Source organism: Massilia sp. Soil_C_3 (genome assembly GCF_057657035.1).
This window is the reverse complement of sequence record NZ_JBDGJG010000007.1, coordinates 218126-236919: the sequence shown is the minus strand read 5'-3', so window position 1 is coordinate 236919 and position 18794 is coordinate 218126. Positions and strand designations below refer to the sequence as shown.

The window sequence follows — 18794 nt, the reverse complement described above, 5'->3', positions numbered from 1 at the left end:
AACGAAAAATCAGGCAGCCTGTTCCAGTTCCGGATAGTCGGTGTAGCCGACCGGGCCCGGATGGTAGAAGGTATCGGTATTCGGTTCGTTGAGCGGCGCACCCAGCTGCAGGCGCTTCGGCAGGTCCGGGTTGGCAATGAACAGCTGGCCCCACGACACCGCGTCGGCGGTGCCGCTGGCGATCAGTTCTTCGGCCTTTTCACGGGTGAGCTGCTGGTTGGCGATCCAGACCCCGCCGAATTCCTTCTTGATCATCGGGCCCAGTGCGTCCGGACCTTGTCCTTCGCGGGTGAAGATGAAGGCGATCTTGCGCTTGCCAAGTTCGCGCGCCACGTAGCCGAACGTCTCGGCCGGGGTCGAATCGCCCATATCGTGCGAATCGCGGGCCGGCGCCAGGTGCACGCCGACGCGGTCGGCGCCCCAGACGTCGATGCAGGCGTCGGTCACTTCGAGCATCAGGCGCGCGCGGTTCTCGATCGGGCCGCCATAGGCGTCGGTACGCTTGTTGGTGGAATCCTGCAGGAACTGGTCGAGCAGATAGCCGTTGGCACCATGGACTTCGACGCCGTCGAAGCCGGCCTTTTTGGCGTTCTCGGCGCCCTTGCGGTAGGCGGCGACGATGCCGGGGATTTCATCGAGTGCGAGCGCGCGCGGGGTGACAAAGGGGCGCTTTGGACGCAGCAGGCTCACGTGGCCATCGGGCTGGATTGCCGACGGCGCGACCGGCAGCTCGCCGTCGAGGAAGGACGGATCCGAGATGCGGCCCACGTGCCACAGCTGCAGGAAGATACGGCCACCGGCCTTGTGCACGGCCTCGGTGACGATCTTCCAGCCTTCGACCTGTTCGTCGGACCAGATGCCCGGCGTATCGGCATAGCCCACGCCCATCGGGGTCACCGACGTCGCTTCGGACAGGATCAGCCCGGCCGACGAGCGCTGCACATAGTATTCGGCCATCAGCGCATTCGGCACGCGTGCGCCGCCATCGGCGCGCGAACGGGTCAGCGGCGCCATGACGATGCGGTTCGGCCATTCGAGGGCGCCCACCTTGATCGGGTCAAACATTGTAGTCATCGGGTATTCCTAAAGTCCGTCGTTCAGTTGTGCGAGGAAGGCATGGATCGCTTCCTCGTTCCGTTGGAGGAAAATCCATTGTCCGACGCGACGCGTGCTCACCAGCCCGGCGCGCTGCAGGGTGGCCAGGTGCGCCGACACGGTCGATTGCGACAGGCCGGTTTTCTGGTCGATCAGCTTGCAGCACACACCCATCTCGAGCGGGTGTTCCTGCTCGATGAAGTGCTGCTGCGGCTCCTTGAGCCACTGCAGGATCTGGCGCCGCACCGGGTTGGCCAGGGCCTTGTGGATCGCGTCGATGTCCATGGATTTCCTTATATCGGCTTCTTTCGATCCGAATATCGTCATCTTACGATATTCAAGAAATGTTTGCTGGCGACGGCTCGAAATGCCCTGTTCAAGGTCTTACTCGCGGCCGAAAGTCGCGTTCGGGCGGGTCAGGTAATACCACTCGGTGTTGGCGGCGGCGTTCGCGGCCGGGAACAGAATGCGGCCGCCGAATTCGGCCACTACCGGCGTGCCGTCGGCGCGGTGGCCGAGCAGTTCGCCTTCGCTCACCGGGTCGAAGCTTTTCCACGGACGCACGAAGGCGTCGTCCGCGTGCAGCTTGTCGTGCACCACGACCATCGACAGTGCTTCCATCTCGTCGAAGGCGACCGGTTCCGGATCCGCGGCGGCGATCAGGCCCAGGTGGGCCAGCGTGTTCATGATGGCGCGGTAGGCGACGTCCGGCGCGGCCGGATCGTCGTGCTGGCCGCATTCCAGCGTCAGCGCAAAACCGCCGGTGCTGCGCATGTACTCGGTGGTGCCGACGCCGTAGCGCAGCACCGTTTCCAGTTCGTCGGCGCTGCGGCTGCGGCGCTGCACGCCGTCGCCATAGGTGGCCAGCCAGCCGTCGACGAAGCGGTGCACACCCAGGCGGCGCGCCCAGGCGCGTTCCTTCGCGGCGTGGCGGAACGGCTGCAGCGTGCCGTCGTTGTCGAGCGGCCCGACCATCACGAACGGCTCGCCGGTGGCGGCGAAGGAGTGCAGGTCGAGCAGCACGTCGTGCTGGCCGAGCAGGGGGCACAGCCAGTTGGCGATCTGGTCCTCGAAGTCCAGCGGCTTCTCTTTGGGGAACAGGTCGCGGTTCAGGTTGCGGTCGCCGTTGCGGGTGTTCTGGGCATAGGCCAGCGGATTGACGATCGGGACGAAGGTGACGCTGCCGGCCGCGATGTGCAGGACGCCGCTGTCGATTTCCTCCATGACCCGCTGGATCGCCTTGGTGCCGCACACCTCGTTGCCATGGGTGGCGCCCATGATGATGACGCGCGGGCCGGCCGCTAGGGCCGTGTAGTTGATGGATTTGAATTGGAACTGGCGGGCGGAAGTCATGGCGGTGTGGGCTGTAGGACGAAGGAGGGTGGTTATTCTAGCGGACAATGCGCAAGGGCTCGAAAGGACAGCTCAGCCCTGTGCCTCGATCACCCCAAACCCCGCCGGCGCGTCGCCCAGGTAGGCCAGCACCGCATGCGCCTGGATATTGGCGTCGTATTGGGCGTTGGCGGCGATTGCGGCGCGCAATCCCGGCACGATGTCCGGCGTATGCGGCTGGCGGTAAGCCTTGATCAACAGATGCACCAGGTCGGCCGGCGCATCGGCGCGGCGCAGGCGCGACTCGACGATGGACAGCAGCGCGCGCTGCATGCGTGGGGTGGGGTTGCGGATCTCGCCGAACACATAGGGAGTGTTGGCGATCGCGGCGCAGACGATGGTCTCCATCCGGTCCGCCTTGTAGTCGGACGGGATGTCGAAATACGCCTTGTTCCAGCGAGTATGGGGATAGGCGTGGCCAGGCGGGAAGCGGTCGGCGTTTTCCAGGCCCATGGCCCGGCTCGCGCGCATCCAGAGCTCGCCCAGGGTGTCCAGCAGTGCCATGTCAATGTTGTTGCGCTTGTGTCATCCCGAGAGTGTAGCGCATGGCAGGCCCCTTCGCACAGCGAGCTGCAGGGCGGCTGGTGGGCGCCCTGCAGCGATACCAGTTACACGAAACGGCCGGCCCGGAAATCCTCCACCGCCTGCTGCAGCTCGGCCTGGGTATTCATCACGAACGGACCGTACTGCGCGATCGGTTCATTCAGCGGACGTCCGGCCAGCACCAGCACGCGGGTATTCTCCACTGCCTTGATGCGCACACCATCGGCGCCGGGCGCATTGTCGAGGATCGCCATGCGCCCCGAGCCGACACCCTTGCCCTCGATGACCGCCTCGCCACGGAACACGTAGACGAAGGCATTGTGGCCGGCCGGGATCGGCTGCTCGAAACTCACGCCGGCCGGGATCTCCAGGTCGAGATACAGCGGCTCGGTATGCGCGCGCTGCACGGCCCCGGCCACGCCGTGGGTGCTGCCGGCGATCACCTGCACCGTCACGCCATCGTCCGACGTGAAACGCGGCACGTCCTCGAGCGGGATGTCGCGGTACCAGGGCTCGACCATCTTGTCGCTGGCGGGCAGGTTCAGCCACAGCTGGAAGCCTTCCATCAGGCCCTCGTTCTGCTCCGGCATCTCGGAGTGGATCACGCCGCGGCCGGCCGTCATCCACTGCACGCCGCCATCGGTGATCATGCCCTCGTTGCCGGCGCTGTCGCGGTGGCGCATGCGGCCGGCCAGCATATAGGTGATGGTTTCGAAGCCGCGGTGCGGATGCTCCGGGAAGCCGGCGATGTAGTCGCCCGGCTTGTCGCTGCCGAAGGCGTCGAGCATCAGGAACGGATCCAGGCGGCGCTGCAGGGGACCGGTCAGCACGCGGTTGATCTTCACGCCCGCGCCGTCCATCACGAACTGGCCGTTGATGATGCGCTCGACGCTACGCGTTTTCTGGATGGTGGTAGTGGCAACTGCGGTATTCATGCTGTTCTCCTGTTGGTTGCGCCGCCTGGCGGGCGGCAGATTACGCCAGTGCTGCCTCGATCGCTGCGTTGGCCGCGGCCTGGCCCTGGGTCACGGCGTCCGGACCCATCGCCATGCCCGACGAATAGATGAAGGTGTGGTCGTTCAGGCCCAGGAAGTTCAGCAGGGCGCGCATCTGCGGCACCTGCGGGTCGGCCGCTTCGTCGTACACGCCGCCACGGGCCGCGGCCACGTACACCTTCTTGTTTTTCAGCAGGCCTTCCGGACCGGTCTCGGTATAGCGGAAGGTCACGCCGGCGCGGGCGATCGCGTCGAACCAGCTTTTCAGTTGCACCGGCATCGCGAAGTTGTACATCGGGGCGCCCAGCACGATCACGTCGGCCGCCTGCGCCTCGAGGATCAGCGCATCGTCCAGGGCGACGCGCGCTGCTTGTTCAGCGCTGCGTTGGTCCGCCGGGGTGAACAGGGCGCCGACGGTGGCGCCGTCCAGCAGCGGGTGCGGCTGGGCGCCGAAGTCGCGGCGCACGACGGTCGCGCCCGGGTTGGCGGCGGTCAGCTTGTCGACGATCTGCTGGGTGACGCGGGTCGATTCCGATGCGTCGCCGCGAACGCTGGTGGTGATGTGCAGGATGTTCATGGTCAGGCCCCTTCGTTTGGTAGAGAGTTTCGATGGGGAACACTTTATCAATTCCAAAATCAGTCCGGAAGCCAGTAAAATGGATAACATTATTCTGCTGGTGGGACAATCATGGATGTGGAACCGAATGACTTGCTGCTGTTTGCCCGGATCGTCGAGTCGGGCAGCTTCACCCGCGCCGCCGAGCGCGTCAATCTGCCCAAGTCGACCGTCTCGCGCCGCCTGGCGCTGCTCGAGACGACCCTGGGCGAGCGCCTGCTGCAGCGTACGACCCGCAAGCTGGTGGTCACCGAATTCGGCGCCAGCCTGTACGAGCACGCGCGCCGCCTGGCCGACGAAGTCGACGCCGCCGGCGCGCTGGCCCAGCACCGCCAGGGCGAACCGAGCGGCAAGCTGCGCATCTCGGCGCCGGGCGACTTCGCCAACAGCGGCCTGAACGAAGTCATCGCGCGCTTTTTGGAGCGCTATCCGGCGGTCAGGCTCGAGATGGACCTGACGCCGCGCCGGGTCGACCTGGTGGCGGAGAATTTCGATATCGCGATCCGCATGGGCGATCTGCCGAACGACGCGACCCTGAGCGCGCGTCCGATCACGCTCGAGCAGCCCGGCCTGTACGCGGCGCCCAGCTACCTGGCGCGGCGAGGCATTCCCGAGCATCCCGACGACCTCGATGCACACGACGTGCTGTGCATCCTGAGCCGCACCGGTGGGGCCATGCCGTGGGTCCTGATGCGCGGGAAGCTGAGGTGGGAGCGCGCGCTCAACGCGCGGCTGACGGCGAACTCGCCCGACCTGCTGGCGCGCATCGCCTCGCGCGGCGCCGGCATCGCGCTCAGTTCGACGCTGTTCGCCCAGCCCTATATTCAGACTGGTGAGCTGGTGCGGGTGCTGCCGGAATGGGATATGCCGACCGCCAGCGGCTGGGCGGTGTTCCCAAGCCGTAAGCTGATGCCGGCCAAGACCCGGGCCTTCCTGGAGATGATCGAATCGGCGTGCACCGAGAAAGGCCATAGCCCGCATGCCGCGGTGGCCGCATTCAAGGCGCGCGCGGCGCTGGAGGATGAACTCAGGCGGTGAGCGGCCGCTCGCCCATCGGTTCGCCCAGGCGCACCTTGCCTTCCGGCGCCCAGGCCGGATTGAAGGCGATGGCGCCGCGCTGGAACAGCATCACGACGGTGGAGCCGAGCAGGAAGCGGCCCATTTCTTCGCCCTTCTTCAGGGTGACCTGGCCCGGCTCGTAGTGCCAGTCGCAGATGCGCGGCATGCGCGGCGGATTGACGACGCCATGCCAGACGGTGGCCATGCTGCCGACGATGGTCGCGCCGACCAGCGTCATCACGAAGGGCCCGAATTCGTCGCTCTCGAACACGCACACCACGCGCTCGTTGCGCGCGAACAGGCCCGGCACGCCGCGCGCCGTGGTCGGATTCACCGAAAACAGCTTGCCCGGCACATAGATCATGCGCGTCAGGCGGCCGTCGCACGGCATGTGGATGCGGTGGTAATCCTTCGGGCTCAGGTAGACGTTGGCGAAGTGGCCGTGCTGGAAATGCGCGGCCAGCGATTGGTCGCCGCCGACCAGTTCGGCCGTGGTGAACTTGTGGCCCTTGGCCTGGAAGATCTGGTGGTCGTCGATGTCGCCGAACTGGCTGATGGCGCCGTCGACCGGGCATACATAGTCGCTGGCCGCCAGCGGACGCACGCCGTCGCGCAGCGGACGGGTGAAGAATTCATTGAAGCTGGGGTAGCTGGCGATGTCCGGATTGGCCGCCTCATCCATGTTAACCCCGTACTTGCCCACGAACCAACGGATCAGGCTGGTCGTCATCGACCCGCCCTTGTGGCCGGCGACACGGCCGGCGAAGTTGGTCATCGCCTGTTTCGGCATGACGTATTGCGGCAAGACTTTTATGCGGGACACGGGCGATCGCCTTTCTTCGAAAAGTGCGCATTATAGCGGGCGTGCTACAGCGAAAGTGCCGAATGGAAATGATATTTCCATGTCAAGGCATGCCCGAGTGTACTCCAGGTGGTGGCACAGTGGCGAACGCTGGTGCTGATGCTTTTGTATGGAAGTTCGGATTGCTAGTACATGGAATAATATAATTCTTCATGTGAGAAGCATAAACTTCCAATAAGACGTTTACATTGTGCCAATGATGGGCATATATTTCCTCCATATACACCCAATAACGAGGAGATCCCCTTTGAAAACGCCGAACCGAAGCCGCCGTCCCCTTTCCCTCATCATCCTGGCGGCGTTCGCCGGCCCGACGTGCGCACAGCAGGAAGAAGCAGGAGCTCCTGTCTCACAGGTAGAAATCAAGGGCAGTAGCGCCAGCTATGACCCGCGCCGCGACGACACCGCCACCCGCACCGTGATCGGGCGCGATGAGCTGGGCCGCTATGGCGACCGTTCGGTGCTCGATGCCTTGAAGCGTGTGCCGGGCGTGACCGTGAACACCAACCAGGCGCGGGGCGGTGAAATCCAGATGCGCGGACTCGGCGCCGGCTATACGCAGATCCTGATCAATGGCGAGCGGCCGCCTGGCGGCTTCGACTTCGATTCGCTGTCGCCCGAGGTGGTTGAACGCATCGAAGTGCTGCGTGCGGCCACTGCCGACCTCTCGACGCAGTCGGTGGCCGGCACCGTCAACATCATCCTGCGTCGCGTTGCCAAGGAACGCGAGCGCCAGCTCAAGCTGGGGATGCTGCAATCGTCGCAGTTCAGGGGCCCCAATGCGGCGCTGCAGTTGAGCGAGCGCGGGGAGGGTTTCGCCTGGTCGCTCGCCGGCGACGCGACCGCGGAGCGCTATGACCGCGCCTGGAGCATCTTCGAAGAGACCATCGCGCCAGGCGGCGCAGTTGCCCTGGCGCGGATGACGAGCGCGCCGGAAGAGGGCCGCATGCGGCGGATGAACCTGACCCCGCGTTTCGAATGGACGCTGGCGGATGGCGACACGTTCAGTGTCGAGACCTTCGTCAACGTCAATCGCTTCCGCAACCGCACCCATTTGTCGATCGCGACCGAGATCGGCCAGCCGCCACCGGTCCCCGACCAGCACAACCGGATGAGGGCCGACGCCGAAGACCTGCGCACCGACCTGAAATGGACCACCGAACTCGATTCCGGCGCGACCCTGGAGACCAAGCTGGGGCTCAGCGGCGAGAATGCCGACAACATGATCTTCCGCCGGGGCGCCGCCCCCCTTGGCGTTCCGGTCACCGACGGCTGGGTCGCTTCCGGCTGGCGTGATCGCGGTGCGAATTCGACCGGCAAGTATATGCGCAAGCTGGAAAACGGCCACGCCATCGCGGCCGGCTGGGACGGCGGCGTCGGCTGGCGCGACGAGATGCGCCACGAACGCGACGCGATCCGGGTCTTTCCGCCCGGCCTGCCGCTCGACGAAACGTTCGAGGCGCGCGTGGCCCGCATGGCGATGTACGCCCAGGATGAATGGAATATCACGCCGCAGTGGTCGATGTACCTGGGCCTGCGCTGGGAAGGTATCCGCATCCGCGCCTCGGGCGACTCGTTCGACGCCACCCGCAGCAGCTCCAACGTCTGGAGTCCCATCCTGCAGACCTTGTGGAAGATCCCCGACCGCAAGGGCGACCAGCTGCGCTTCGCCGTGACCCGTACCTACAAGGCGCCGGATCTGTGGAATCTGCTGCCGCGCCGCCAGGTTTGGGAAAACAACAGCGCTACCGAGGCCGATTTCCAGGGCAATCCGGAGCTCAAGCCCGAATTGGCCTGGGGCGTGGATGCCGGATACGAACATTACTGGGCCGAGAGCGCGATGGTCGCGCTGCGTGCGTCGCTGCGCCGCATCGAGGACTACACCAGCAACCGCATCTACTTCGACGGCTACCGCTGGATCGTCACGCCGGTGAACGACGGCCGCGCCGAGGTCCGCACGCTTGAACTGGAAACCAAATTCCCCCTGACTTCGCTGTTTGCGCAAGCGCCGGCGATCGATGTGCGTGCTGGCGTGAGCCGTCACTGGGCGCGCGTGAAATCGGTCCCCGGCCCCGATAACCGACTGGAGCGGCAGACGCCGTTGTCGGCCAATATCGGTCTCGACTACAAGGCGGGAGCGCTGGCGCTGGGAGGCAGCGTCGCCTTCACGCGCAACGGGCAGGTGAGGGTGACCGCCAATCGTGGCTACTACTCGGAAGCGCGCACCGACCTCGAAGCCTATGCGGCGTGGCGCTTCGATCCGAAGCGGCTGGTCCGGCTGTCGCTATCGAACCTGGCGCACGAGGATTCGGGCTTCGAGGTGACCTACGCCGATCCGGTTGCCGGCGTCGAGAAGCGCCGCTTCGATTATCCGGGCGCGGTGCGCATCCAGGCGAACTATGAGCTGAAGTTTTGACCGTCGATCCCGGTTACGCCAGGCGCACCGCCGCCGCGCCCAGCGCCACCAGGCCGGCGCCGCAGATCCGGGCGCGGGTGGCGCGCTCACGCAGCACGAAGACGGCGATCGCGGTGGCGAACACGATCGAGGTTTCGCGCAGGGCGGCGACCACCGCGACGGGCGCCTGAGTCATCGCCCACAAGGCGATGCCGTACGAGCCGGTGGTTGCTGCGCCGCCCATCAGCGCCAGTCCGGGATGGCGGATCAGGTAGGCCGGCAGCTGGCCGGCGCTGCGGCGCCATGACAGGGCCGCGATGCCGATCCCGGTTAACAAGAAGATCCAGGCGGTGTAGGCAGCTGGAGCGCCCGAGCGCCGCACGCCCAGGCCATCGACCAGAGTGTATGCCGCAATCACCGTCGCGGTGAGCAGCACCAGGGCGGTTGGACGCAGCCCGCCCGAGGCGTGGCCGCGCGCACCCAGCGTCAGTGCGGCGCCGCCGGCGCAGATCAGGCCGATGGCGATCCATTGGGCGCCGTGCAGCGACTCGCCGGCCAGCAGTCCGCCGCCCAGCGCCACCAGGACCGGTGCGACGCCACGCATCAGCGGGTATGCATGGCCGATGTCGGCCACCCGATAGGCTGCCGCCAGAAGCAGGTAGTAGGCGATCTGCAGCATGCTGGAGGCAGCAATGAAGGGAAAGCTGGACGCATCCGGCGCCGGCAGGAAGGGAAGCGCAAGGGCAGCCAGCACGGCGGCGCCGCTGGTCACGGCCAGCGCCGCCATGAACGTGTCGGGTTGCGACTCGAGGGCGGCATTCCACGCCGCATGCAGCAAGGCCGCGAACAGGATCGCGGCAAGCACGTGGGTTGGCATGGCCTAGGCCTTCACGCCGGCATATTGATGGCTGCGAAAGTAATGCCACGCCACGATCAATGCCACCGCCTGCATGGCCGCGCACAAGAAGAAGCTGCTGCCGACCCGCCAGTCGCCAGGGGGCAGGTGGCTGACCGCGCTCAGGATGCCGGTGCCGAGCAGGGGCGTGACGATCACCCCCAGGCTGCCGATCGACTGCAGTGAGCCCATCACCTCGCCCTGCTGATCGGGTGGCGAGGACTTCGAGACGATGCCCTGCAGGGCGGGCCCGGTGGCATAGGCCAGCACATTGGCCAGGATGAAGACGTACATCATCCAGCCCTCGGTGGCCAGGCCGTAGGCGAGAAAGGTGAGCATGCCGGAGGTGAGCGCCATCAGCGACAGCCGCACCTCGCCGAAGCGGTGGATCAGCTTGCCCAGCAGCCAGGCCTGGACCACCACCGAGCCGAGGCCGACGCAAAAGAGGGCGATGCCATTGTCGCGCGGCGTCCAGTCGAAGCGGAAGGTGGTGTACAGCACCCAGGTCGACTGCAGCATCATCTGGGCGAAGGTGGCCAGGGTGATCACGACCACCAGGCCGCGGATGTCTTCGCGCTTCACCAATCGGAGCAAGGCCGAAAAGGGATTCAGGCGCGCCAGCTTGAACGGTTCGCGGCCTTCCTTGGCAAGCGACTCCGGCACGAAGAAAAAGCCATACACCAGGTTCGCCGCCGACAGCGCCGCCGCCACGTAGAACGGCAGGTGCAGGTTGGCGTCGCCCAGCAGGCCGCCCAGCATCGGGCCGCAGATGAAGCCCAGGCCGAAGGCGGCGCCGATCTTGCCGAAGGCCTTGGCGCGGTTCTCGCGGGTCGAGATGTCAGAGGCGTAGGCCGAGGCGACCGACATGCTGGCCGACGACATGCCGCCGATGATGCGGCCCACGAACAGCCAGGCCAGGCTGGGCGCCCAGGCCGTGACCAGGAAGTTCAGGCACATGCCGGCCATCGAATACAGCAGCACCGGACGGCGCCCGATGCGGTCGCTCAGCGCGCCGAGCGCCGGCATGAACAGGAACTGCAGGATACCGAAGGTCGCCGCCAGCAGCCCGTACCACAAGGCCCGCTTGTCCGGCCCGTCGACGAACTGGTCGAGCAGCAGCGGCAGGACCGGGACGATCAGGCCGATGCCGAGCATGTCGATGAAGACGCAGACGAGGACGAAATTGAGCTTGCCGGAGACGGGTTGCGGTGCTGCGGTCGAACTGGTCATGGACACCTCGGTCAATACAGTTCGTCTATCTTAGCATTGCTCTAAGAGCCTAGGATCCACTCCATTCGGCCGCGAATTCCTCGCGGAAGGCCAGCAACTTGGCCAGCCGCTCGCGGCCCAGTGCACGCGCGGCGTCGGTCTGCATCATGTCCGGGAGCTTCTGCAGCTTGACCATGATGTGGTCGAGCGAATAGCGGCGGTCGTCGAAGTCGCGCTCCTTTCCCAGCGGGTCGCTGGGGTGGGCCAGGCTGCTTTCCATGCGGCCGGCGATATAGAACATGCGCGCCAGGCCCACCAGGCCCAGGCCGTCCATGCGGTCGGCGTCCTGCACGATCTTCGCTTCGATCGTCTCGGCGGGGATTGCGGCCGAGAAGCTGTGCGCCTCGATCGCATGCGCCACGGCGTCCAGTTTGTCGGCCGGGAATCCCAGGTGGGCAAGCTGGTGGCGCGCCAGCCGCGCCGAGCGGCGCGAGGCCTGGTTGCGTTCGGGGTCGTTCTTCGGCAGGTTGACCAGGTCGTGCAGGTAGCAGGCGGCCAGCACCACCAGGCGGTCGGCCTCGGGATGGTGTTCCAGCAGCGCCTGCGCAGTGCGCCAGACGCGGTCGAGATGGGCGCTGTCGTGGGCGCCGTCGGTGTCGGCGCTGCCGGCGGCCATGGCGGCCAGCCTGGTGCGCCAGCCGGCGAGATCGGTATTGCTCGTGTCGGTCATGCTTCTTGTTCCAGGGTGAGGGGCGGCACGGCGCGCTGGGACAGCGCGTCGGCCCGTGTATTCTTGTGGCGCGGGATCCAGCGCAGCCGCGCCTGCGGCAGGCCGGCCAGCAGGGCCAGTGCCTCGCTGCGCAGCAGGCCCAGGGCCGGCGCATTGGCGCCATCGGGGGCGTTGACGTCGTCGATCACGACCTGGCTGTCGCCCAGCACCAGCAGGTCGGTCGCGCCATGCTCGACGGCCGCGTGCAGCACGGCGTTCAGGGCGCGGTATTCCGCTTCGCTGCTGTTGCCATGGCCGCCGTCGACGGACAGTTCATAGCGCTCGCCGGCCGGCCCTTCGAGCACGGCGCCCAGCCCACAGCGGCCCGGGTTTGGCCGTGCCGAGCCGTCGAACCAGGCGCGCCAGGCGCTGGCCTCCGGCCCCGCGCCGCGGGTGCGCGCGGCGGCGGCGCTGGCCTGGCGCCGCGCTGCCTGCAGTTCGGCGTGGCGGCGCTGGGCCTGACGGTCGGTGAGCAGGCTGGCCAGTCCGGCGCTGCCGGCGCTGAGCGCCAATGTCCGTTCAAGCGCATCGGCCTCCGGCATGCCGGTGCGCGCCGTCAGGCGCCGGGCGGCGGACAGCTCGGCCTTGAAGGCGGCGGCTTGCAGGGTGGCGAGGTCGTTCATGGCGAGAGCATAACCGATTCGCGTTTGTTGACAGATGTTAAGACTTTTGAAACACTCATCCTGTTGGACTCAACTATAGGAGAACGTATGCATAAGAATCGCCGTGCTATCAGTCTGTCCGTGTTCGCCATGTTCGCCGGCGCTGGTCTGGCGCCGATGCAGGCCCTTGCCCAAGCCGCCAAAGTCGACAAGGCCGCGCCGGTCAAGACGACCGCCAAGGCGCGCACTCAGCCTGTCAAGCGCTACACGATCGAGCAGTTCATGGCGACGACATCGCTCACCGGCGCCTCGTTCAGCAAGGACGAGAAGCAGATCCTGTTCAGCAGTAACGAGTCCGGCATCTTCAACGCCTATACGGTGCCCGTCGGCGGCGGCAAGCCGCGCGCGCTGACCGCGTCCAAGACCGACACCACCTACGCCGTCGGCTACTTCTATAACGACGACCGCATCCTGTTCACGCGCGACGGCGGCGGCGACGAGCAGAACCACCTGTATGTGCGCGAGCTCGATGGGAAAGAGCGTGACCTCACGCCAGGCGACAAGCTGAAAGCATCGTTCGCAGGCTGGAAGCCGGACGGCAGCGGCTTCTACGTCGTCACCAACGAACGCGATCCGAAGTTCTTCGATCTGTACCTGTACGACGCCGCCACCTATGCGCGCACGATGATGTACAAGAACGATAGCGGCATGAATGTCTCGGCCATCAGCCGCGACGGCAACTGGCTGGCCTTCAACAAGCCCGCCACCACGTCGGACAGCGACGTCTATATCTATAACGTGCAGGCGCGCGAGATGAAACACATCACGCCGCACAAGGAGCCGGCCAGCCATGCGGCGGCGGACTTCGACCCGGCATCGAAGCGCCTGCTGTTCACGAGCAATGCACAGGGCGAGTTCGCACGCATCAAGGCCTATGACCTGGCCAGCGGCGACGTCAAGGAAGTCGAGAAGGCCGACTGGGACCTGCTGGGCACCGACTATTCGCGCAACGGCCGTCACCGCGTCAGCCTGGTCAACCGCGACGGCAGCATCGAGGTACGGCTGTATGACGAGGCAGGCAACCCGGTGGCTTTGCCCAAGCTGCCGGGCGGCGAGATGCGGCAGGTGACTTTCTCGGAGAGCGGCAAGCTGATGGCGTTCTACCTCAACGGCGACGGCTCGCCCAGCAATCTGTACGTGCACGACTTCAGGAGCGGCAAGACGTCGCAGCTGACGCGCAGCCTGAACCCCGAGATCGACCCGAACGACCTGGTCGAGGCCGAGGTGGTGCGCTTCAAGTCCTTCGACGGCATGGTGATCCCGTCGATCTACTATCGGCCGAAGGGCGCGTCGCCGAGTGCGAAAGTGCCGGCGGTGGTGCTGGTGCACGGCGGCCCGGGTGGCCAGACCATGCGCGGCTACAGCGCCCGGATCCAGTACCTGGTCAATCACGGCTATGCGGTCCTTGGCATCAATAACCGCGGCAGCTCGGGCTATGGCAAGACCTTCTTCCGCGCCGACGATCGCAAGCACGGCATGGAGCCGCTGTGGGACTGCGTCGAGGCCAAGACCTGGCTGGCCAGCCAGGGTTATATCGATCCGGAGCGCATCGGCATCATGGGCGGGAGCTACGGCGGCTACATGACCCTGGCGGCGCTGGCCTTCCGGCCCGAGGCGTTCAAGGTCGGCATCGACATCTTCGGCGTCAGCAACTGGGTGCGTACCCTGGAAAGCATCCCGCCGTACTGGGAAGCGCAGCGTAAGGCGCTGTACGACGAGATCGGCGACCCGGTCAAGGACAAGGAGTTCCTGGTCGCGACCTCGCCGCTATTCCACGCCCATCACATCCGCAAGCCGCTGATGGTGATCCAGGGCGCCAACGACCCGCGCGTGATCAAGGCCGAGAGCGACGAGATCGTCGAGGCGGTGCGCAAGAACAAGGTGGAAGTCGAGTACGTCGTGTTCGACGACGAGGGCCACGGCTTCTCCAAGAAAAAGAACGCGGCCGTGGCGGATGCGAAGATCCTTGCCTTCCTGGACAAGCACCTGAAGCGCTGATCCGCATCCTTGCCGCGCCGTGGTTCAGTAGCGGTGGGGATTGTCCGGGCGGCGGTCGTGGCGGTTGCGCACGCCGTCGCCATCGCGGTCGCGGTCATGGCGGTCGCGGATGCCGTCGCGGTCCCGGTCGCGGCCATGGTCACGGCCATGGTGGCGGTCATGCTTGCGGTGATGGCGGTCACGATCGTCGCGGTAGTGGCGAGGTGGCGGGCCGTAATGGTGGGACGGGCCGCGGTTCCAGCGCGACGGCTCCATCACCCAGCGTCCGCCGCGATGGTGCCAGCTCGGCGGCGCGTAGACATAGCCGGGACGCGCGGTGACATAGTGGCCCGGCACCCAGTGGTGGCGATGCTTGCGCCATTCCCAGAAACCGGGCGCCCAGACGTAGCCGCGGCGTGCGGTGGGAATGACTTCGTAGACGGGCGCTGGCGGCGCGGTGTTGATCACGACCGAGATATGGGGCTGGGCGTGCGAGGCCAGTGGGGCAAAGGCAGCGGCGCCGATGGCGATCAGGGCTGCAATCAAAAAGGGGGATTTCATGTTCGTCTCCAGATCCTTGAGCGGATGCGATGGAATATAGCAATCCGTGAATCGGGACGTGGCGTTTGACGCAAGTTTTTACAAATGATACAGCTCAGCCGATGATGCAGCTTCGGGCCGCCGCGCGCCGTATCCTGGCGGCGCGGTGGCGACCGACGGCGTTCACATGCGGCTCCCGACGGTGACGGTGTCCGCCGCCAGCACTTGCGACTTCCCGGCGGCGTCGAGGCGCTTGGCGCTGACGGTGACCACCGCCATCTTGTCGCCGCTGGCAATGGCGGCGTCGCTGACGCTGTAGCTGTTGGCATGGGCATCGGGAATCTTGGCCAGGTAGCCCGCCGGGATGGCGACCAGGGCGGCGGCGATGAAGATGGCTTCCATGTGTTTGAGGACGTTCATTTTGCAGCTCCTTTTAGTAAGTAGTCAGGGGTGGTTGGTGTGTCGATGTATCCACTGTAGGTCAAGCTCCGCATGGTCTCCAGCGGGATGCGACGAGCCGCAGGAAACAGGGGGTGAGCTGCGTTCCTGCGCACATGAACGTGGCCAGGGCCCGGCGTTTTCATCCTCCCCCAGCTAGCTGAGCGCGAGGGGCGCAGGGGCGCCACCACCATCGGACACGCGCATGACAGGCATGCTCATTTCGCTCATCGGCCAGCTGGCCGCCTCGCGCACGGCGCGGCGCCGCTCCCGCAACCTGCGCGCTGGCGCACGTCCTTCACACTCCAGCGCCCGCTGGTCCTTCTCGCTCGGCCCTGCGTGGCTGTGGGCTGCGCTGCTGGCGATTGCCGGCGGCGCCGTCGCGCTGGCGATGCATGCCCGCGCGCTGCCGGACGGCGCGGCTGAAACGCCCGGCGCGGTCGCGCTGGGCGCCCTGCAGCCGATCGCGCCGGGGCTCGACTTCGTGGTCCCGCGCGAGAGCGGCATCTCGCTCACCCAGCATGGCGGCCTGGCCCTGCTGGTGGCGAGCGGCATGCGCGCCGGGCCGGCGTTGCGGGTCGACCTGTGCACCCAGATGCTCGACCCGGCGCGGCCGCGCATGCTGCCGCTGCGGATCGGCTATCCCTTCGACGAGGCGGTGCGCATCGCGGGCGCTGCCAATGCGCCGCCGCGTAGCGTGCTGCTGGCCCGGCCGGGTTCCGGTATGCCACGTATCGACATCACCGGCAATGCCGGCGCCGGCGCGACCGGTTTGACGCTCGCCTGGAATGCTGGCGCCGCTACGGCGGGCTGGATCGGCGATGCGAGCGGCGGCAACGTGACGCGCGCGCGCCAGGGCCAGGCCGTGCTGGGTAATAGCGGCTGGCTGCTATGGGGCAGCGAGGCCCTGCGCTTCACGCGCCGGCTCAGCGCCGCCTGCCCGCAGGCGGGCGAGCTGGTGCTGCATCATTTCCAACAGGACGCCGCTGGCGGAGCGGCCCTGGTGCAGGCCTTCCCGGCCCAGGGAGAGCCTGTACAGCTGCGCCTGGCGCCGGGCGCCTGGCAGGTGCCGCTGCTGCCAGGCCCCGGCATGGAAGATCAGGCCTTGTTCGAAGCGCTGCGCGCACGCGGCCTGCTGCGCCTGGGCCGCGACGGCCTGGTCGAGCTGGCGCCGCGCGACCTGCTGGCCTGGCACCGCGCCGGCCAGGAGGCGCGCGCGCCGCTGCCGGGTTGGGAAGATCACCAGCTCGATGCAGGCGACCGCCGCCTGCTGGAGCGCCTGCACCACCGCGCCGATGGCGCCTATGTGCGCGAACAGGTGCGTATATTTAATAGCGAGCGCCGGCTGGTGGCCTGGCGCACCCGGCCGGGCGCCGACACGGTCTGGCATGCGCTGGCCGGCGGCGCGCCGGCGCCGCGCGAGACCGGATTGCCGGTGGCCGCGATGCGCCTGTTCGCGCGCCTGCCGGAAGGCTGGGAACCGTGGCAGCGGGTCGGCGGCTGGGAGGGCGGCCGCCAGGGATCGTTCGTGACCTTGAATACGCCAGCGAGCGGCCAGCCGGTCGAGCTGCTGGTGGCGGGCCGGGTGCGCGGCGTGACGGGCGCGCGCGTGCTGGCCCAGGGCGCTTGCGACGGCCGCGCCTGCCCTGATCGCGACGCGGTGCAGCGGCTCGTGCTGGCGCCGCTGGCCGGGGCGGCGGCGATCGCGGTGCAGGTCGAGCCGCTCGACCTGGCGGCGATGTCGGGCGGCGCCGACGCCGCCTACCGCCACCTGGCCATGGTCGATGGGCGCCTGGCCTGGCAGGCGCTGCCGGCCGGCGGCAGCGGCGGAACACGGCCCGCCGCCGTGCCGGTGCACCTGCGCGACCGCCATGGCGACGCCTTGTGGGCCGACGGCGCGCCGGCCGAGGCGGCGCTGCGCGCCGGTCTGGCGCCGCTGCTGGGCGTGCACCGCCAGCACGACGGCAGCGTGGCCGGCATGCTGGCGCGGCTTGGCGGCGCGGAGCATGAGGCGCAGCTGAGTCTCGACCTGGGCCTGCAGGCCAGGGCCCAGCAGCTGCTCGACTGCATCGGCCTGCGCGGCGGTCGCTGGGACGGCCAGGCCTGCGTCGGCGGCGTCGATGCCCAGCCGGAGCGGCGCGCCGGCCTGGTCTTGCTGGACGCCGGCAGCGGCGATATCCTGGCCGCGGCCTCCAGCGGCGGCGGCCAGGCCGATCCCGGCCGTTGGGGCGAATTGCGCGACTTCGACCGCGCCGATCCGGCGCGCAGCGTGCTGCGCATCGCCGCCTTCCAGCACGACGGCGGCGCACACCGGGCCCCCGGCTCGACCTTCAAGGTGATCACCGCCCTCGGCCTGGAGGGAGCGGCGCGCGGCGACGCCCGCCTGGACGGCCTGCTGCAGGGCTTACCCCTGCATGAGGTGGACCGGCTGGCGCAGGCGGGTGGCTACGATTTCCGCACCGGCGCGCCCAGTTATCCCGTCGATGGCAACCGTGCCCGCATTACCAATTTCCGCGACCAGATCACCAGCACCCGGGCCCAGGATGGCCGCCTGGGACTGGCGCAGGCGATGGCGCACAGCGTCAATACCTGGTTCGCCTGGAGCGCGGAACTGAGCGATCGCACGCTGATGGGCCAGCCGGACGGCGGCATGCCGGGCGCGCGCGAACTGGAGCCGGGCGCCATGGACTCGGTGCGGCCGGTGGCGGCGATGGCGGGCCGGCTCGGCTTCGGCCAGCCGCTGCGGCTCGACGGCGGCCTGCTGCCGCCAGACTATCGCTGGGGCGAGTGGGACGCGCTGCAGGCCAGCGCCTCGCGCCTCGACCCGGTCCACAGCCGCCATGAACTGCGCCAGATGGCGATCGGCCTGCGCATGCAGACCACGCCGCTGCAGATGGCGCTGGTGGCGGCCGCGGTCGGGGAGGGGCGCACCGTGGCGCCGCGCCTGCTGCTGTCGCTCGACGGCCGCGCGGCGCAGGCTGGGGCAGGGGAACCGCTGGGCGTGCGCCTGGACCGCGTGCGCGCCGGGATGAAGGGCGTGATCGACGGCGGCACCGCGGCCGGGGCGTTTCGCGCCGCCGGCTTCGACGCGCTGCGGCCCGGCCTGTACGGCAAGACCGGCACGGCGCCGGTCGGCCAGGACGATCTGGCGACCGTCTGGTTCATGGGCTGGCTCGAGCCGGGCACCCTGCCGGGCCAGACCGGGCGGCTGGCATTCGCTGCTTTTGTCAGCCATTCGGGGGCGACCGGCGGCGGCCATGCAGCCCCGGTCGTGGCCGCCTTGTTGCAATCCATGCAAACCCAGTCGTTGGAAAAGAGGGACAAATAGCGCTCTCTTGCGCGCCTCA

At 67.5% G+C, this 18794-nt stretch carries 17 protein-coding genes; 4 read left to right on the top strand and 13 right to left on the bottom strand.

The window, feature by feature from the left end; genetic code table 11:
- Window positions 1–9: 9 nt before the first annotated feature.
- The 6 genes from AC3A6F_RS16240 to AC3A6F_RS16215 form a co-directional block, all read right to left on the bottom strand.
- Complete coding sequence (locus AC3A6F_RS16240) at window positions 10–1074, bottom strand: alkene reductase (RefSeq protein ID WP_487682480.1); 1065 nt, start codon at window positions 1072–1074, stop codon at window positions 10–12.
- Between the two features lie 9 nt (window positions 1075–1083).
- Window positions 1084–1380 carry an ArsR/SmtB family transcription factor gene (locus AC3A6F_RS16235; RefSeq protein ID WP_487682478.1) on the bottom strand — a complete coding sequence of 99 codons (297 nt, stop codon included), beginning with the start codon at window positions 1378–1380 and terminating at the stop codon, window positions 1084–1086.
- 99 nt (window positions 1381–1479) lie between these two features.
- The gene (locus AC3A6F_RS16230) at window positions 1480–2448 is read right to left on the bottom strand and encodes a succinylglutamate desuccinylase/aspartoacylase family protein (RefSeq protein WP_487682476.1); all 969 of its coding nucleotides are present in this window, start codon (window positions 2446–2448) and stop codon (window positions 1480–1482) included.
- A 72-nt stretch (window positions 2449–2520) separates the two neighbouring features.
- Entirely contained in the window at window positions 2521–2991 is a 471-nt protein-coding gene (locus tag AC3A6F_RS16225; RefSeq protein ID WP_487682474.1) for a hypothetical protein, read from the bottom strand.
- Window positions 2992–3095: 104 nt separating this feature from the next.
- On the bottom strand, window positions 3096–3965 hold the full coding sequence (locus AC3A6F_RS16220) for a pirin family protein (protein ID WP_487682472.1): 870 nt from the start codon (window positions 3963–3965) through the stop codon (window positions 3096–3098).
- A 40-nt stretch (window positions 3966–4005) separates the two neighbouring features.
- The gene (locus AC3A6F_RS16215) at window positions 4006–4602 is read right to left on the bottom strand and encodes an FMN-dependent NADH-azoreductase (RefSeq protein WP_487682470.1); all 597 of its coding nucleotides are present in this window, start codon (window positions 4600–4602) and stop codon (window positions 4006–4008) included.
- Window positions 4603–4713: 111 nt separating this feature from the next.
- Here AC3A6F_RS16215 and AC3A6F_RS16210 point away from each other — a divergent pair, with 111 nt between their 5' ends.
- Entirely contained in the window at window positions 4714–5679 is a 966-nt protein-coding gene (locus AC3A6F_RS16210; RefSeq protein WP_487682468.1) for a LysR family transcriptional regulator, read from the top strand.
- Here the strand turns inward: AC3A6F_RS16210 and asd are convergent.
- A complete protein-coding gene (asd, locus tag AC3A6F_RS16205) occupies window positions 5669–6523 on the bottom strand; it encodes an archaetidylserine decarboxylase (protein WP_487682466.1) in 855 nt (284 codons plus the stop codon). The genes AC3A6F_RS16210 and asd overlap by 11 nt on opposite strands.
- 286 nt (window positions 6524–6809) lie before the next feature.
- Between asd and AC3A6F_RS16200 the strand changes: the two genes are divergently transcribed.
- Window positions 6810–8978, top strand: a complete 2169-nt coding sequence (locus AC3A6F_RS16200; RefSeq protein ID WP_487682464.1) for a TonB-dependent receptor plug domain-containing protein — start codon at window positions 6810–6812, stop codon at window positions 8976–8978.
- A 13-nt stretch (window positions 8979–8991) separates the two neighbouring features.
- On the opposite strand, the gene AC3A6F_RS16195 is transcribed toward AC3A6F_RS16200, so the two are convergent.
- From AC3A6F_RS16195 to AC3A6F_RS16180, 4 genes are read right to left on the bottom strand one after another with little or no spacing between them, the layout of a single operon-like run.
- Complete coding sequence (locus AC3A6F_RS16195; RefSeq protein WP_487682462.1) at window positions 8992–9834, bottom strand: EamA family transporter; 843 nt, start codon at window positions 9832–9834, stop codon at window positions 8992–8994.
- Between the two features lie 3 nt (window positions 9835–9837).
- Window positions 9838–11082: an MFS transporter gene (locus tag AC3A6F_RS16190; protein WP_487682460.1), complete on the bottom strand. Its 1245-nt coding sequence runs from the start codon at window positions 11080–11082 to the stop codon at window positions 9838–9840.
- 49 nt (window positions 11083–11131) lie between these two features.
- Window positions 11132–11791: an HD domain-containing protein gene (locus AC3A6F_RS16185; RefSeq protein WP_487682458.1), complete on the bottom strand. Its 660-nt coding sequence runs from the start codon at window positions 11789–11791 to the stop codon at window positions 11132–11134.
- Window positions 11788–12453: a ribonuclease HI family protein gene (locus tag AC3A6F_RS16180; RefSeq protein WP_487682455.1), complete on the bottom strand. Its 666-nt coding sequence runs from the start codon at window positions 12451–12453 to the stop codon at window positions 11788–11790. Before AC3A6F_RS16180 ends, AC3A6F_RS16185 begins: the two co-directional genes overlap by 4 nt.
- Before the next feature lie 87 nt (window positions 12454–12540).
- Between AC3A6F_RS16180 and AC3A6F_RS16175 the strand changes: the two genes are divergently transcribed.
- Window positions 12541–14490 (top strand): S9 family peptidase, encoded by a 1950-nt coding sequence (locus AC3A6F_RS16175; protein WP_487682453.1) that lies wholly within the window; start codon window positions 12541–12543, stop codon window positions 14488–14490.
- 24 nt (window positions 14491–14514) lie between these two features.
- Here AC3A6F_RS16175 and AC3A6F_RS16170 read toward each other — a convergent pair whose 3' ends face one another.
- The gene (locus AC3A6F_RS16170; protein WP_487682451.1) at window positions 14515–15030 is read right to left on the bottom strand and encodes a YXWGXW repeat-containing protein; all 516 of its coding nucleotides are present in this window, start codon (window positions 15028–15030) and stop codon (window positions 14515–14517) included.
- Between the two features lie 162 nt (window positions 15031–15192).
- On the bottom strand, window positions 15193–15429 hold the full coding sequence (locus AC3A6F_RS16165; protein WP_487682449.1) for a hypothetical protein: 237 nt from the start codon (window positions 15427–15429) through the stop codon (window positions 15193–15195).
- 223 nt (window positions 15430–15652) lie between these two features.
- Here AC3A6F_RS16165 and AC3A6F_RS16160 point away from each other — a divergent pair, with 223 nt between their 5' ends.
- Window positions 15653–18775 (top strand): penicillin-binding transpeptidase domain-containing protein, encoded by a 3123-nt coding sequence (locus AC3A6F_RS16160; RefSeq protein WP_487682447.1) that lies wholly within the window; start codon window positions 15653–15655, stop codon window positions 18773–18775.
- Window positions 18776–18794: the final 19 nt, after the last annotated feature.